A 15,416-nucleotide genomic window follows, 5' to 3' on the forward strand; every position below is an offset into this window, starting at 1 on the left:
GCTTTGGCGCAATGATGGCACCCACGTCACTTCTGCTTTTTTTAAAGCGGGGCTAGAGTGAGCCCTCAGTGTTTGTCCGGTTTTTGTAGCAGAAGTGACCGGTGCAGCCCCTCAAGGAAGAGACGTAGCATGGATTGCGCTCCACACCACGGCGATGGCAGTTCGGTTCTTTTGGTAGTCGATGACTACCCGGAGAACCTCATCAGCATGCGTGCGCTTTTGCAGCGTGAAGACTGGCACGTGATTACGGCCGCTTCCGGGTTGGAAGCCTTGGAGTTGCTACTTGTCCATGAGGTCGACCTGGTGTTGCTGGACGTGCGCATGCCCGGCATGGATGGCTTTGAAGTCGCGCGCCTGATGCGCGGCAGCCAGCGCACGCGCATGACGCCGATTATCTTCCTCACCGCCCACGCTCAATCGTCCGCCGCCGTGCAGGAAGGCTATGCCAGCGGTGCGATCGACTATCTGTTCAAACCCTTTGACCCGCAGGTCCTAAAGCCCAAGGTCCAGGCTCTGCTGGAGCACCAGCGCAATCGCCGTGCCTTGCAGCGCCTGAGCCACGACTTGGAGCAGGCGCGTGCCTTTAACGCCTCGGTGCTCGACAACGCCGCCGAAGGCTTGTTGGTGGTGGGCGAGGGAAGTGTGATCGAGTACGCCAACCCGGCTATTTCACGCTTGCTGAACGCCACGATGGCCGAGTTGCAGGGCGAGAGCTTCTTAAGCTTCCTGCAAAAGCCCCATGTGCCCGCGTGGTTGAGTTTCCCGATGTACGAGGCCTACCGCCGGGGCGAAACGTGGCGCCAGCACGACGCGATTTTGCGCACCGGTCGTGGCCAGCAGGTGCCGGTGGCGTTGTCCTGCGCGCCGCTGCCCGCCGAGCAGAAGGCCATGGTGGTGACCGTGCTGGACATGTCCGAGGTGCGCCACCTGCATCAGCAACTGGAGTTCCAGGCGGTGACCGATCCGCTGACCGGGCTGTTGAACCGACGCGGCTTTCACCAGGCGGTGGAGAACACCTTGCTGCGCAGCGAGCGTAACGAGCAGTCGCTGGTATTGCTGTACCTGGACCTGGACGGTTTCAAGCGGGTCAACGACTCGTTGGGCCACGACGCCGGTGACCGCGTGCTGCGCTGGGTCTCGGAGCAGATGCAGGCCTGCCTGCGCTCCTACGACATTCTCGGGCGTATGGGCGGGGATGAGTTCACCGCGTTGCTGGAGCTGGAGTTCCCGGAGCAGGCCGCCAAGATTTCGGAAAAACTGATCGAACGGGTGTCTGTGTGCCAGCAAGTCGACGGGTTGGAGGTGATGCTCGGTGTCAGCATCGGCATCGCCACATTCCCGGACTGCGGTTCTGACCTGAGTGGCCTGTTGCGTGCGGCGGATATCGCCATGTACGAAGCCAAGCGCGCGGGGCGTCAGCAATATCGCTATTACGATCAGGAAATGAACGGCCGTGCCCGTTCGCGGCTGATGCTGGAAGACAGCGTGCGCACCGCGATTCAAAACAAGGATTTCACCCTGGTCTACCAGCCCCAGGTCTCGCTGGAAGACGGGCGCTTGCGTGGCGTCGAAGCGCTGTTGCGCTGGCAGCACCCCAGCGTCGGCGATGTGCCGCCGGGCTTGTTCTTGCCGCTGCTGGAAGAGGCGCGTCTGATCAGCCAGTTGAGCGCCTGGATCTACCAGCAAGTCGCCGAGCAGCGCCAAGCCTGGCAAGCCACCTTCGATGAAGAGCTGGTGCTGAGCGTGAGCTTGAGTGCCAGCCAGTTCAATATGCCCAACCTTGCCAGCCAACTGCAGCAGGTACTCGAGCGGCATGGGTTACAGGGGCGCCAGCTGGAGGTGGAAATCAGCGAAGACAGCCTGATGAGTAACCTTGAAGAGACCCATAAGCAGCTCAAGTTATTGCGCCAGATCGGCGTGCGCACTGCCTTGGATGACTTCGGCCTGGGCCAATGCTCCCTGGCCCATCTGCGGGACCTGGAGTTCGATACGCTCAAGCTCGACCCGCAACTGGTGGCGCGCCTGCCAGGCTCGGTACGGGACGCGGCGATGGCGCGCAGTATCATTCAGTTGTGCGCACATTTTGAGGTGTTAGTGATCGCCGAGGGCGTGGAAACCCTCGAGCAGTCAACGTGGCTCAAGGCCAACGGCTGCGCCTATATTCAGGGGCCGTTGGCGGCCCAACCGCTGGTGGCGGAGGAAGTGGCTGCCTGGTCTCACCCTCGTCTGCTGTGAATTCGCTACACTGGCGGCCTTCAAACCCTGTCGCAGAACCCCATGACCGCGTTGAAATACCTCCAGGCCTACCCCGCAGCGCTCCAGGAGCAAGTGCGCCAATTGATCGCCAAGGACCAGTTGGGCGCCTACCTGGAGCAACGCTACCCCGAACGCCACGGCGTGCAGAGCGACAAGGCGTTATACAGCTATGCCTTGGCGCTCAAGCAGGAACACCTGCGTAACGCGCCGGCCATCGACAAAGTGCTGTTCGACAACCGCCTGGACCTCACCCACCGCGCCCTGGGCCTGCACACCACGATTTCACGGGTGCAGGGCGGTAATCTCAAAGCCAAGAAAGAGATCCGTATTGCGGCGCTGTTCAAGGAAGCCGCGCCGGAGTTTCTGCGCATGATCGTGGTGCACGAGCTGGCGCACTTCAAGGAATCGGACCACAACAAGGCGTTCTATAAACTCTGTGAGTACATGATGCCGGGCTACCATCAGGTGGAATTCGACCTGCGGGTGTACCTCACGTATCGCGACTTGCAGGGCAAGCCCTAACTTCACAAGGCGTTCGAGCATGGATGTGAGCAAGACCAAAAGCAGTTTCTACCGCCGCCTGTATGTGGCCTACCTGATCGACAGCGGCCAGGCCAGCAGCGTGCCGGCACTCACCGACGCCACCGGCATGCCACGGCGCACGGCGCAGGACACGATTGCGGCGTTGGCTGATCTGGATATCGTGTGTGAATTCGAGCAGGAGGATGGTGCGCGCAACCATGCCGGGCGTTATCGGATTCGTAGCTGGGGCGCGATTGAGCGGCGCTGGATCGAGGCGAACCTTGCGGCAATCAAGCAGGTGTTGGGTTATCCCTGAGCAGGGTGCCCAGCAGGTCTGGCCTCATCGCAGGCAAGCCAGCTCCCACACTTGAAGTGTTCGCAAATCAAAATGTGGGAGCTGGCTTGCCTGCGATGGCGTCCTTACTGGCGCCGCATACCAATATGGGGAATGTCATCCTCCAGGTATTCCTCACCCGCCACCTCAAACCCATACCGCCCGTAATACCCCTGCAAATGCGCCTGGGCTGACAGATAAATCGGCGTCTGCGGCCAGATGTCTTCAATGCGCTTGAGGGCTTCTTCCATCATCTGGTGCCCCAACCCGCTACCGCGTGCCACCGGCGCGACGATTACCCGGCCAATTACCACATCGCCGCCCTGTGATTCCGGGTCCAGCAGGCGCAGGTAAGCCACCAGCACGTCATCCTTCCAGGCCATCAAGTGGTGGGTATCGCCGGAAAGATCCTGCCCGTCGAGGTCTTGATAAACGCATTTTTGCTCGACGACGAACACCTCATTGCGCAAACGCATAATGGCGTACAGCTGCTCTTTGCCGAGGTCTTCGTGATGTTTGCAGACCCATTCAACCGTCATGGCGTTTTCCCTTATTAATGTCTGTGGCCGATAGTAAGCGCCGCCGCCTGTCCTGTCTAAATTGAGCATTTTTGTGAATGGCGTCAATTTGCCATCATTCAGTCCGATCGCCACCGGCTTCTTTGTGTAATCTGCAATGCAGGCTCATTGATGAGCTACTGTTATCAGGCCAATGCCTGCCCGCCAAGGACTTTGAGCATGCCGCGATTTTCTCGTGCCGTTGCTTTGATAGGAGTGCTGTTGCTGGCCCAGCCGGCGGTGGCGCAGCGCCTGCGCCTGGTAGCGGATGCTTGGCCACCCTTTACCGATTCCACTTTGATCAACGGCGGCCTGGCCACCGATATCGTCAGTACGGCGCTGGCCCGGGCAGGCTATGCCAGTGATTTCGAACAGGTGCCCTGGGCGCGCGCGCTGATGGGGGTGGGCGATGGCCGTTACGACGTGTTGATCAACGCCTGGTACGACGATGCCCGCACCAAGCTGGGCCAGTTTTCCGGCGAATACCTGCTTAACCGCGTGCGCTTTATCAAGCGCCGCGACGACCCCATCGACTATCAGAACCTGGAACAACTGCACGACGACCCCATCGCGGTGGTGCGCGGCTATGCCTATTCGGCGGCGTTCGACCAGGATGCGCAGTTGCAGAAAGTGCCGGTGCACAACTTCGCCATGGCGGTGCGCATGCTGGCGGCCAATCGCGTCAAGCTGACGCTGGAAGATGAGTTCGTGGCCCGCTATTACCTGGCACGGGAGTCGCCACGGGTGCGCAATGCAGTGGAGTTTTTACCCAAGCCGCTGAGCGAGAACAGCCTGCATATTCTGGTGAGCCTGAAGAACCCCGAGCATGAGCAGATCGTGGCCAGCTTTGATCGGGAGATTGCCAGGATGAAGGCAGATGGCAGTTATGCAAAGTTGATGAAGGAGCATGGGATGTAGTGTTTCTGCTGGCCCCATCGCAGGCAAGCCAGCTCCCACATTTTGATTTGTGAACACAGTCAAATCTGGGAGCTGGCTTGCCTGCGATGGCGGTCTACGCGGCGCTGGTATCTTTGATCAGATGCGCCGCCAACGTGCGCAACGGCCCCAACTGCCGGCAGATCAACGCCAGTTGTGTCTGCACCAATCGCTGCCCCTCATCAATCTCATCGGGCATCTGCTCCAGGTCCGCCGCCAACGCCTCCTCGGCATCACTCTGAATCGCGATTGGCTGCTTGTTGGCCAGCCCTGTAGCAATCTCGTCGATACTCGCCGCCAGGCTGTTACCGGCCCCGTCGATCAAATGCTCACGCACATCGGCGGGTAGCTGGGTTTCACGGTGCGCACCCAGCCCGGAAAGGTAGCTGAGCAAGGTGTGCGACAGCACCAGGAAGCGGAAGCCCACATCGGCCTCCTTACGGAAATGCCCGGGCTCCATCAGCATGTTCGCCAGGGTGGTCGACAGCGCCGCATCGGCGTTGTGCGCATTGCGCCGCGCTAGCCGGTAGGCCAGGTCGTCGCGCTTGCCGGCGGCGTATTGCTGCATGATCTGGCGCAGGTAGATGCTGTTGCAGGTCAGGGTATTGGCCAGCACTTTGTTCAGGCGCCGGCCTTGCCAGTCCGGCAGGAACAGGAACACCGCCAGGCCGGCAATCAAGCTGCCCAGCAGGGTATCGAACAGCCTTGGCAGGAACAGCCCGTAGCCATCGCCCACCTGGTTGAAGCAGAACAACACCATCAAGGTGATCGCCGCCGTGGCCAGGGTGTAGCGGGTGGTGCGGTTGATAAAGAACACCAGCCCTGCGGCGATGGCGAACATCGACTGCACCAGCGGGCTTGGGAACAGGTCGAACAGCGCCCAGGCCACGGTCAGGCCGATGGCGGTGCCGATGATCCGCTGGCCCAGCTTGCGCCGCGTGGCGCCGTAGTTGGGCTGGCACACGAACAGGGTGGTGAGGATGATCCAGTAGCCTTGGGACGGGTGGATCAAGTGCACCATCCAATAGCCGATACTCAGTGCCAGCGGCAGGCGCAGGGCGTGACGAAACAGCAGTGAGGTCGGAGTCAGTTGCGTGCGCAGGCGCGTCCACATTTCCTTGAGGTTGCGCGGTGCACGGTCCAGCAGGCTGCTGTCGGTGGCGTCGGCCAGGGAGTCGGGGTTGCTGGCGTCGCCAAGCAAACGGTCGAGGGTGGACAGGTTGGCGGCCAGGGCTCGTAGCGAACGCAACAGGCCGCGCCAGGCCGGGTTGCTCTGGATGCGCAGGTGTTCCAGCGAGGCGTTCAAGTCGCCCAGCGCTTCGGCGAAGCTATCGTCATAAATGAACGGCTGGCGCAGCTGGATCGACTCGGCCAGGGCCTGGCAAGCCTTGCCTTGCTGGCGCAACAGGCGCTGGCAGCGGAACAGTACGTCGCTGTGGAAGAAGGCTTCGGCCAGGGCGTTGTAAGGGTAGTGGGACGAGCTGGCGCGTTCGTGGATATCCTGGGCCAGGAAGTACAGCTTCAAATAACGGCTGACTTTCGAGCCTGGGCGGCCATTGCCTACGCGGTGCAGGATGATTTCTTTCGCCGCATTCAGCGCTGCCACTACCCGGCCATTTTGCTGGGCCAGTTCCAGGCGGCGCGCTTCCACATCCAGTTGGCGGATCGGCTCGAACAGCGACGATTTGAGCTTGAGGTAACGCCCCAGCTCGCGAAACAACCGCGCCAGGCTTTGCTGCACCGGCTGGTTGGAAAACAGCACCTGCCACAGCACCGACAGCACGCCATACCACGCGGCGCCGGCCACCAGCAGCAATGGCTCATGCCAGAAATCAGTGACGGCACCACCGCGCTGGTCCACGCCGATCATGGTGTACACCGACAGAATCAGCGTGGCCGATGCAATCGCGCCATAACGTTCGCCCAACGCGCCGAGCATGGTCAGGCAGAAGCTGGCCAGGGCCAGGGCGATGGCGAAGATCCAGGGATAAGGGAACAGCAGCTCTACCGACAGTGCGGCGACACTGAAACACACCAGCGTGACCGCCAGCGCATTCAGGCGGCCTTGCCAACTGTCATCGGTCTCGGCCAGGGCGCTGGCGATAATCCCCAGGAACAGCGGGATCAGCAGGGTCATCTCGTTTTGATACCAGCACAGCGCCATGCTGCCGGTGAGGGCGATGAATACCCGAACGCTGTAACTGAATTTATCCAGCGCCCACAGGCGCCGCATGGACTGCTTGAACGAGGTCGATGACATGAAGTCTGGAGTCTTCCGGGACGATGCCGCTAAATTGAGCCAGTAATGACGCCACGGCAAGCGTGGCGATCACATGTAACAGCAAAATTTATTCCAGAGCCTGCATTCTAAATGTGGAATGCAATCAATGCGGGAGCGTTCTGTCAGGCATATTGCGCGGCCGCATAGCCCGACGCCCAGGCCCACTGGAAGTTGAACCCACCGAGGTGACCGGTCACATCCAGCACTTCGCCGATAAAGTACAAGCCCGGGCTTTTCAGCGATTCCATGGTCTTGGACGACACTTCCCGCGTGTCTACACCGCCCAGCGTCACCTCGGCCGTGCGATAGCCTTCGGTGCCCGCCGGCACCAACTGCCAGCTCGACAACTTTTGCGCGATGTCGGCCACTTCGGCGTGGGTGTATTGCTTCATCGGCTTGGACACAAACCAGATCTGCGCCAACAGGTTGGCCATCTTCTTGGTGAAGATCTCACCCAGCAGGGTTTTCAACTCGCTGTTGGGGTGCTCGACCTGTTGCTGTTGCAGCCAGGAGTGGGCGTCGTGGTCAGGCAGCAGATTGATTTCGACCGTGTCACCGGACTCCCAGTAGGAAGAGATCTGCAAAATCGCCGGGCCACTGAGGCCACGGTGGGTAAACAGGATGTTCTCGCGAAAACTCTGGTCATTGCAGCTCACCAGGCAGTCCACGGAGGTCCCGGACAGCTCGCCACACAACTCCTTGAGCTGGTCGGTAATGGTAAACGGCACCAGACCTGCGCGGGTCGGCAACAGTTCGTGGCCAAACTGCTTGGCCACTTGGTAACCAAAACCGGTGGCGCCCAGGGTCGGAATCGACAGGCCGCCGGTGGCGATCACCAGGGATTCGCAGCGCAGCTCACCCAAGGTGGTTTGCAGTTGGTAGCCGCCGTCGACCTTGGCAATTTCCTCGATCGAGGTGTCCAGGTGCAGGCTCACGCCGGTCTGGATGCATTCATCGAGCAGCATGCCGAGGATGTCGCTGGACTTGTTATCGCAGAACAGCTGGCCGAGTTTTTTCTCGTGGTACGGCACGCCATGCTTGGCCACCAGCCCGATGAAATCCCACTGGGTGTAGCGGGCCAGGGCGGATTTGCAGAAGTGCGCGTTGTGCGAGAGGAAGTTGGCCGGCTCGGTGTACATATTGGTGAAATTGCAGCGGCCACCGCCCGACATCAGGATCTTTTTGCCGGCCTTGTTGGCGTGGTCGATCAGCATCACCTTGCGCCCACGCCCGGCGGCGGTCAGTGCGCACATCAAGCCTGCGGCGCCGGCGCCAATGATCACAACTTCGGTCGAGCGCAAAACGGTGTCCTCTTACAAACTCTGAATTGGAATACAGTCAAATGTGGGAGCGGGCTTGCTCGCGAAAGCGGAGTGTCAGCCACCGAATAAGTTGACTGATCCACCGCTTTCGCGAGCAAGCCCGCTCCCACATTTAGATCTCTGTATAGCTTGAAATCTTTACAAGATCCGCACGCGCAACGAGCGGCCCTTGATCTTGCCGTCATTCAAACGCTGCAACGCCTGCTTGGCGATCCCGCGCTCTACGGCCACGAATGCCTGGAAGTCGAAAATCGCGATCTTGCCGACCTGGGCACCCGGGATGCCGGCGTCGCCGGTCAGTGCGCCGAGGATGTCGCCTGGGCGTACCTTGTCTTTACGGCCAGCGGCGATGCACAGGGTGCTCATTTGTGGCAGCAACGGGCCACCGCTTTGCGGCTTGAGGTTGTCCAGTTGGTCCCAGTTCAGCGGCGACTTCTGCAGTTGCTCGATGGCCTGGGCGCGGTGTGCTTCGGAAGGCGCCACCAGGCTGATGGCGATGCCGGTCTCACCGGCGCGACCGGTACGGCCTACGCGGTGGATGTGGATTTCCGAGTCGCGGGCCAGTTCGACGTTGATCACCATGTCCAGCGAGTCAATGTCCAAACCGCGCGCGGCAACGTCAGTGGCAACCAGCACCGAGGTGCTGCGGTTGGCGAACATCGCCAGTACCTGGTCACGGTCGCGCTGCTCCAGGTCGCCATGCAGGCCGACGGCAGAAATGCCCTTGGCCGTCAGGTGATCCACGGTTTCCTGCACTTGCTGCTTGGTAAAGCAGAACGCCACGCACGAGGCCGGGCGGAAATGCGCCAGTACCTTGGTCACTGCGTCCATGCGCTCTTCCGGCGAGATCTCGTAGAAACGCTGTTCGATCTGGTCGTCGGAGTGGAAGGCTTCGGCCTTCACCTGCTGCGGCGCACGCATGAACTTGGAGGCCAGCTGCTTGATGCTCACCGGGTAGGTGGCCGAGAACAGCAGGGTTTGGCGGCGTGGCGGGGTCTTGCTGATGATGTCTTCGATGGCGTCGTAGAAGCCCATGTCGAGCATACGGTCGGCTTCGTCGAGGATCAGCGTGTTCAGGCCGTCCAGCACCAGCGAGCCTTTGCGCAGGTGCTGCTGGATACGGCCTGGCGTGCCGACGATCACGTGGGCGCCGTGTTCCAGCGAGGCGATCTGCGGGCCGAGGGACACGCCGCCGCACAGGGTCAGTACCTTGATGTTGTCTTCGGCACGCGCCAGGCGACGGATTTCCTTGGCGACCTGGTCGGCCAGTTCACGCGTCGGGCACATCACCAGCGCCTGGCAGCCGAAGTAACGCGGGTTGATCGGGTTGAGCAGGCCGATGCCGAAGGCGGCGGTCTTGCCGCTGCCGGTCTTGGCTTGGGCGATCAGGTCCAGCCCCTTGAGGATCACCGGCAAGCTTTGCGCCTGGATCTGCGTCATCTCGACGTAACCCAGCGAGTCGAGGTTAGCCAGCATGGCGGCGGACAGGGGCAAAGTATTAAAAGCGGTGGCGATGGTAGTCACGGGACTGGCTCTGCAAAACAAAATGTCGCGCAGTGTACCAGCCCTGTGGGATTTTCCCTGCAAGTTCTAGACGAGAAGCCTGTTAATGCTCAAGGTCGTGCTCGCGGCTGACCACCCGTTTGCCGTCTTTTGGCGACAGTTGCAGGAAGATCGCCGCCGCCAGCATGGCCATGATGCCGACGGTAAGGAAGGTCAGTTGGAACGCGCCCAGCACGCTTTCCACGCCGTCATTGCCCGCTTCGGCAGTAAAGCCGCCGAGCAGGGCACCGGCGCAGGCTACGCCCAGGCTCAAGGACAATTGCGCCACCACCGAGAGCAAACTGTTGCCGCTGCTGGCCTGGGCGTCGTCCAGGTCGATCAGGGTGACGGTGTTCATCGCGGTAAATTGCAGCGAGTTGATCGCGCCCAGCACCGCCAGCATGCATAGCAACAGCGGGTAGGGCGTGTGTTCGCTGACCAGGCCCATGCTGGCCAGCATGATGCCCAGCGCCAGGGTGTTGCCGGTGAGCACAACGCGATAGCCCAGCCGCTCGATCAGTGGCCGCGCGATGGACTTGGCAAACATCGCCGCCGCCGCCAGCGGCAGCATGCTCATGCCGGCTTCGGAGGGCGAATAACCCAGTGCCACCTGCAGCAGCAACGGCACCAGAAATGGCAGCGCGCCGCTGCCCAATCGGGCGAACAGGTTGCCGAGGATGCCCACGGCAAAGGTACGGGTCTTGAACAGTACCGGCGAGAACAGCGGATTATCGATATGCCCGGCGCGCAGCCAGTACGCGGCCAGGCAGGCGAGCCCGCCGAACAGCAGCAACATCACCCGCAGGTGCGGCAGGTGCAGTTCGCCCAGGCCTTCCATGGCGATGGTGATCAGCACCATCGCCGCGCCAAACAGCACGAACCCCACACTGTCAAAGCGCGTGCGTTCGCTGCCGCGCAAGTCGGGGATGAGTTTCCACACAGCGTAGCAACCGACCATGCCCACGGGCAGGTTGATCAGGAAGATCCAGTGCCAGGTCAGGTATTGCACCATCCAGCCGCCCATGGTCGGGCCGAGCAAGGGGCCGAGCAGGCCGGGAATGGTGATGAAACCCATGATGCGCACCAGTTCGGAGCGCGGATAAGCACGCAGGACCACCAGCCGCCCGACCGGCAGCATCAGCGCACCGCCCAGGCCCTGGATGACTCGCGCGCCGACCAGCATGGTCAGGCTGCTCGACAAGGCGCACAGCAAGGAGCCGATGCTGAACAGCATGATCGCGCCGAAGAAGATTTTTTTGGTACCGAAGCGGTCGGCCACCCAGCCCGAAGCCGGGATCAGCAAGGCGACGGTGAGCATGTAGGCGATCACCACCCCTTGCATGCGCAGCGGGTTTTCCGCCAAGTCCCGCGCCATGGCCGGCAGGGCAGTGTTGAGAATCGTGCCGTCCAGCGACTGCATGAAGAAGGCAATCGCTACCACCCAGGGTAGCCAGCGGGCGGTCTTGGCATCGAGAGGGGCGCGATTCGGCATGTGAACCCTTTTATTAGCAGGCTATGTGTTGGCGATTATGCGCCATCCGTCGCTCCTTTTCCCACTGGCGGTTCGTCTAATTCCGACACTGTTGCGTGCTCTCCCACCAGGAAATCCAACAGCGCACGGTGTACCGCCATGGCGGCTTCGCGCGACTCCAAATCCAGTAAATGCCCGGTGTGTTCGGCGACCGCAAAGCTGCTGCGCCCTACATAGTCCTTGAACAACCGGGCCTCGGCCGCCGGCGTGTATTCATCCAGTGCGCCGTTGAGGAAGTGCACCGGAGTTTCAATTTTTGTGAGCGCCGGCAGGTAATTGCCATCGCCCAAGGCCAGCACCTGATGGATATGAAAACGCGCCTGGCGGTATTCGGTGGTGGCCATGCTCGACAGGTGCCGATGGTTGTTGCGCTTGAGGCGCGGCGACAGGTATTTGCCGACGGTCTCGTTGAGCAAGTGGCCGACGGCGGATTTGTCATCGGCCTCGATCAGCACGCGCACGCGCTCCACGTAGTCGAGCATGGCCTGGTTGAGGTTGGGCGCCAGGGCCATCACCACCGAGCTTTGGATGGACGGCGGGTTATGGGCCAGGGTCAGCAAGGTGGAGATGCCGCCCCAGGAGGCCGACACCAGATGGTTGACCTCGAAGCGCTCCACCAGCGCGCGCAGGATTTGCACCTCGTCGTCCTTGGTCACAAGGTCGAGGTCGGTGTTGTGCTCGCGCGAATAGCCGGAGAACGGCAGGTCGAACAGCAGCACATTGAAATGCTCCGCCAGGCATTTGCTGGTTCGCGCGAAAGAGCGCGTGGTGGACAGTGCACCGTTGACCATCAAGACAGTGTTTTTTCCCGAATCGTTTCCTAGCTGCTCGACATGCACGTTGTAGTGCTTGAACAGCTTCTCTATGACAAAACTTCCATGATTCATGTCAACGCTCCAGCTTGCCCTTCCCGGGCAAGGTCGTGCTCTCGTGGGATAGGTGGCGGGATGCCACTAACCGTTATAACGAGGTTTTTTGCGGGCGACAACAGGCCGCACGGGGAGAAGTGTTAGATGGGATTTTGCGGTAGGAAGGGGTGAAACGAGGTGTCTGAAATCAATACAAGCCTATGTGGGAGCTGGCTTGCCTGCGATGGCATCACTGCGGTGTGACTGACACACCGAGGTGACTGCATCGCAGGCAAGCCAGCTCCCACACAAGCCCGCTCCCACAAGGGGAGTTGTATTTACAGAGTGAGCGTCAGGCGCTTGACCAGCGCACCCGGCAGCAGGTTGGAGGAGGTATTGCGCTGGCTGTACGTACTCGCCGACAGCAGCAGCTCTCGTTCAAGGGTCAGCGCTTCCAGCTGCGAACCGAGCAGGCTGTAGACACTGTCGTCAAAGCGCATGGTGCTCACCGGCGCCTTGATTTCACCGTCTTCGACCCAGAACGTGGCGAAGCGGGTCATGCCGGTCAGGCGTGCCGCCGGCAGGTCCGAGTAGTTCAAGTACCACAGGTTGCTGATGTACAAGCCAGTGCCCAATTGCTTGAGGATATCGGCCTGGGCCAGGTTGCCGGCGGCCATTTGCAAGGCGCTGGGCGACTCGTCGCTGCTGGCGCCGTTGGTGCTCAGGCCATATTCGGCAGCGCTGCGTGAGTTGATCAGTTGGCCTTCGGCTTTGCCGGCGTTGATCAGGGTGACATCGCCGCGTGGGTAGCCTTCGGTGGAAAACGCCTGGCTCAACGAGCCGCTGATCTGTTCATCGACCTTCACCAGCGGGCTCAACGACTGCTCACCCGTGTAGAGCTTTTGCAGGCAACTGCCTTTGCTGGCGATGGCCTGGGCGGAAAACCCGCCCCAGGTGACGATGCTGAAGATTTCTTCCAGCGCCGCCGGGGCAAGGTAGGCGCGGTACTGGCCGGGAGGCAGCTGGTGCAGCGGGCGGCCAAGAAATTCCAACTGCTCGCGCGCCTGCTGGAAGCGTGCGGCGAACTCGGCGCTGTCCCAGGTGTGCCCGGCGTAGCTGGCCTTCACCGCCTCGCCGTTGGCGTGGAACAGGCTGAAATCAAAGTTGAAGCTATTGGCCTGGTGCCAGCCGAACGCGCCGTCGGAACTGGCAAAGCCACGGCTGATCGGGCCGGCAGCGTAGAAGCCCACCAGGTCCACGCCTTCGGCGGCTTGGCTGATGTCTGCCAGCACCTGGGCCAGCTCGGGCAGCGGTCGCAACTGTTCGTTGTGGTTTTGCCAGGCGTTGTGGTTCAGCAGCAGGTACGGATCCTGCGGCAACAAGGGCAAGGTTTCGCGCAGTTGCTGCAGGCCCTCGGCGAGGCGCTGGCGATCCAGCGCCGGCTCACCCGCCAAGGTGATGCCGAGGTCGGCGTGGCGGCCGTCGTTGATCAGTTTGAGGTTGAGGCTGGCCTGTTGCACCTGGCCGGCTTGGCGCACCTTGGCGTGGTTGAAACGCACGAACTCGGACGACTCGTCAGCGTAGCCCAGGTGAAACTGTTCCTTGTCGGTGACGGCTTGCTTGAGCCAGTCCACCAGTGCCTTGAAGTTGTTCATCAGGCATCTCCCCCAAACACGTCGATATCACTGAACACACAGGCCGGTGAGGCGTGGCCCACGCGGATCACCTGGTTGGGTTCGCCTTTGCCGCAGTTGGGCGTGCCCAAGACCTGGAAGGTGCTGGCGTCGCCGACGGCGCTGAGGTTGCGCCAGAACTGCGCGGAGATGGCGCGGTAGTTGGGGTTTTTGACCACGCCCTTGAGTTCGCCGTTTTCGATCAACTGGCCCCACTCGCAGCCGAACTGGAATTTATTGCGCGCGTCATCGATGGACCAGGAGCGGTTGGTACTCATCAGAATGCCGTGCTCGATGCCGCTGACCAGTTCAGCCTGGGGCTTGTCGCCGGCCTCGATATTGAGGTTGGCCATGCGGTCGATGGGCGGGCGATTCCAGCCGCACGCACGGCTGTTGGCCACGCCTGGCAGGTTCGCGCGAAATTGCGACAGCGCGCCGCCCAAGGGACGGAGCAGCAGGCCATCGCGGATCAGGAATTGTTTGCTGGCGGCCGTGCCGTCGTCGTCATGCCCATAGCTGGCGAGCTGTTCGGGGATGTCCGGGTCGAAGGTCACGTTGAGCAAGGGCGAGCCGTATTGCAGGTGGCCGAAGTCGCTGGCCTTCACAAAGCTGGTGCCGGCGTAGTTACGCTCATCACCGAGGATGCGGTCCAGCTCCAGCGGGTGGCCGATGGACTCGTGGATCTGCAGGATCATCTGGTCAGGCATCAACAGCAGGTCGCGTGGGCCGTGGGGCGTGTTCGGCGCGAGCAGCAGTTGCAGGGCTTCATCGGCGACTGTGCGGGCGGCGCCGGCCAGGCCGAAGCGGCGAATCACGTTCGCACTGCCTTGCTGGCCGAAGTTGGTGCCGCCCAGGGTGCGGGTCTGGCTGTCGTTGCCGTCGAAGGCGGTGACGCTCAGGCCTGGAAAGACAAAACGCTGGGCCTGGCGCAGCTCGGCACCGGCGCTGTTGAGGTAGATCTGCTCGACGTGCGTGGTGCCCAGGCTGACTTCCCAACTCACCAGGCGCCCGTCCTTGGGCACGCTGGCGGATTCATCACCGAGCAGTTGGTAGCAGTCGCTCAGGGATGGGAAGGGCTGGTCGAGGTCGGGCGACAAATAGTCGGCCACGTCGCTGGAGACCTGTTGTGTGTGCAAGTCGAGCAGGGCGTGGGGCGAAATCTGCCGGGCTTGCTGCTCGGCGCGCTCAAGGGCGGCTTGCAGGCCGGCGAGGGAAATATCGTTGGTCGCGGCGTAGGCTTCCACGCCATTAAGACGCACGGTGAGCATCGCGCCCTCGTCGTGGCTAAGGTGTGGCGGCTCGGCGACGTTCTTGCGGACCGACAGGTACTGGCCGGATTCGCGCACGTAACGCAGCGAGAAGAATTCGGCGCGGGTGCGCAGGGCACTGAAGTGCTGTTTGAGGGTGGGGTGTTTGTCGAACATGGGGCCTTCCTTGTGGGCGGCTCATCGCGGGCAGGCAACAGAGTAGGCCTGGGGCGGGGAACTGATCAAGGAAAGTGTAGGGAGGCGCTTTTGCAGTGTCAGGTCGGGCCTCATCGCAGGCAAGCCAGCTCCCACATTGGAATGCATTTCAATGTGGGAGCTGGCTTGCCTGCGATGGGATCACCGCGGT

The 15,416-nt window shown here is 61.5% G+C and carries 12 protein-coding genes; 4 read left to right on the forward strand and 8 right to left on the reverse strand.

The genetic code is table 11. The features are described from left to right. Positions 1–129: 129 nt before the first annotated feature. From FFI16_RS29065 to FFI16_RS29075, 3 genes are read left to right on the forward strand one after another with little or no spacing between them, the layout of a single operon-like run. Positions 130–2,235, forward strand: a complete 2,106-nt coding sequence (locus FFI16_RS29065) for a bifunctional diguanylate cyclase/phosphodiesterase (protein ID WP_138813519.1) — start codon at positions 130–132, stop codon at positions 2,233–2,235. A 42-nt stretch (positions 2,236–2,277) separates the two neighbouring features. Beyond that, positions 2,278–2,778: a M48 family metallopeptidase gene (locus FFI16_RS29070; protein WP_017139389.1), complete on the forward strand. Its 501-nt coding sequence runs from the start codon at positions 2,278–2,280 to the stop codon at positions 2,776–2,778. A gap of 19 nt (positions 2,779–2,797) precedes the next feature. Continuing rightward, positions 2,798–3,094 (forward strand): helix-turn-helix domain-containing protein, encoded by a 297-nt coding sequence (locus FFI16_RS29075; protein ID WP_138813520.1) that lies wholly within the window; start codon positions 2,798–2,800, stop codon positions 3,092–3,094. A gap of 104 nt (positions 3,095–3,198) precedes the next feature. On the opposite strand, the gene FFI16_RS29080 is transcribed toward FFI16_RS29075, so the two are convergent. Then, positions 3,199–3,651, reverse strand: a complete 453-nt coding sequence (locus tag FFI16_RS29080; protein ID WP_138813521.1) for a GNAT family N-acetyltransferase — start codon at positions 3,649–3,651, stop codon at positions 3,199–3,201. A 198-nt stretch (positions 3,652–3,849) separates the two neighbouring features. On the opposite strand from FFI16_RS29080, the gene FFI16_RS29085 reads away from it, so the two are divergent. Further along, positions 3,850–4,587, forward strand: a complete 738-nt coding sequence (locus tag FFI16_RS29085) for an ABC transporter substrate-binding protein (RefSeq protein ID WP_138813522.1) — start codon at positions 3,850–3,852, stop codon at positions 4,585–4,587. Positions 4,588–4,681: 94 nt separating this feature from the next. On the opposite strand, the gene yccS is transcribed toward FFI16_RS29085, so the two are convergent. The 7 genes from yccS to FFI16_RS29120 form a co-directional block, all read right to left on the reverse strand. Continuing rightward, positions 4,682–6,865 (reverse strand): YccS family putative transporter, encoded by a 2,184-nt coding sequence (gene yccS, locus FFI16_RS29090; protein ID WP_138813523.1) that lies wholly within the window; start codon positions 6,863–6,865, stop codon positions 4,682–4,684. Between the two features lie 143 nt (positions 6,866–7,008). Further along, positions 7,009–8,187, reverse strand: a complete 1,179-nt coding sequence (locus FFI16_RS29095) for an NAD(P)/FAD-dependent oxidoreductase (RefSeq protein WP_138813524.1) — start codon at positions 8,185–8,187, stop codon at positions 7,009–7,011. Positions 8,188–8,346: 159 nt separating this feature from the next. Further along, positions 8,347–9,684, reverse strand: a complete 1,338-nt coding sequence (gene dbpA, locus FFI16_RS29100) for an ATP-dependent RNA helicase DbpA (RefSeq protein ID WP_232626477.1) — start codon at positions 9,682–9,684, stop codon at positions 8,347–8,349. A 130-nt stretch (positions 9,685–9,814) separates the two neighbouring features. Beyond that, positions 9,815–11,242 carry a multidrug transporter subunit MdtD gene (gene mdtD / locus FFI16_RS29105; RefSeq protein WP_138813525.1) on the reverse strand — a complete coding sequence of 476 codons (1,428 nt, stop codon included), beginning with the start codon at positions 11,240–11,242 and terminating at the stop codon, positions 9,815–9,817. A gap of 35 nt (positions 11,243–11,277) precedes the next feature. Beyond that, entirely contained in the window at positions 11,278–12,168 is an 891-nt protein-coding gene (locus FFI16_RS29110) for an alpha/beta fold hydrolase (protein ID WP_138813526.1), read from the reverse strand. 299 nt (positions 12,169–12,467) lie between these two features. Continuing rightward, entirely contained in the window at positions 12,468–13,784 is a 1,317-nt protein-coding gene (locus tag FFI16_RS29115; RefSeq protein WP_138813527.1) for a TldD/PmbA family protein, read from the reverse strand. Then, positions 13,784–15,226: a TldD/PmbA family protein gene (locus FFI16_RS29120; RefSeq protein ID WP_138813528.1), complete on the reverse strand. Its 1,443-nt coding sequence runs from the start codon at positions 15,224–15,226 to the stop codon at positions 13,784–13,786. The genes FFI16_RS29115 and FFI16_RS29120 overlap by 1 nt, the downstream gene beginning before the upstream one ends. Positions 15,227–15,416: the final 190 nt, after the last annotated feature.

Source organism: Pseudomonas sp. KBS0710, assembly GCF_005938045.2.
GTDB lineage: Bacteria > Pseudomonadota > Gammaproteobacteria > Pseudomonadales > Pseudomonadaceae > Aquipseudomonas.

Bases quoted from the DNA above. Each gene is read 5' to 3' on its own strand.
- FFI16_RS29065 (WP_138813519.1), top strand. From the start codon at position 130: ATGGATTGCGCTCCACACCACGGCGATGGCAGTTCGGTTCTTTTGGTA.
- FFI16_RS29070 (WP_017139389.1), top strand. From the start codon at position 2,278: ATGACCGCGTTGAAATACCTCCAGGCCTACCCCGCAGCGCTCCAGGAG.
- FFI16_RS29075 (WP_138813520.1), top strand. From the start codon at position 2,798: ATGGATGTGAGCAAGACCAAAAGCAGTTTCTACCGCCGCCTGTATGTG.
- FFI16_RS29080 (WP_138813521.1), bottom strand. From the start codon at position 3,651: ATGACGGTTGAATGGGTCTGCAAACATCACGAAGACCTCGGCAAAGAG.
- FFI16_RS29085 (WP_138813522.1), top strand. From the start codon at position 3,850: ATGCCGCGATTTTCTCGTGCCGTTGCTTTGATAGGAGTGCTGTTGCTG.
- yccS (WP_138813523.1), bottom strand. From the start codon at position 6,865: ATGTCATCGACCTCGTTCAAGCAGTCCATGCGGCGCCTGTGGGCGCTG.
- dbpA (WP_232626477.1), bottom strand. From the start codon at position 9,684: ATGCTGGCTAACCTCGACTCGCTGGGTTACGTCGAGATGACGCAGATC.
- mdtD (WP_138813525.1), bottom strand. From the start codon at position 11,242: ATGCCGAATCGCGCCCCTCTCGATGCCAAGACCGCCCGCTGGCTACCC.
- FFI16_RS29110 (WP_138813526.1), bottom strand. From the start codon at position 12,168: ATGAATCATGGAAGTTTTGTCATAGAGAAGCTGTTCAAGCACTACAAC.
- FFI16_RS29115 (WP_138813527.1), bottom strand. From the start codon at position 13,784: ATGAACAACTTCAAGGCACTGGTGGACTGGCTCAAGCAAGCCGTCACC.
- FFI16_RS29120 (WP_138813528.1), bottom strand. From the start codon at position 15,226: ATGTTCGACAAACACCCCACCCTCAAACAGCACTTCAGTGCCCTGCGC.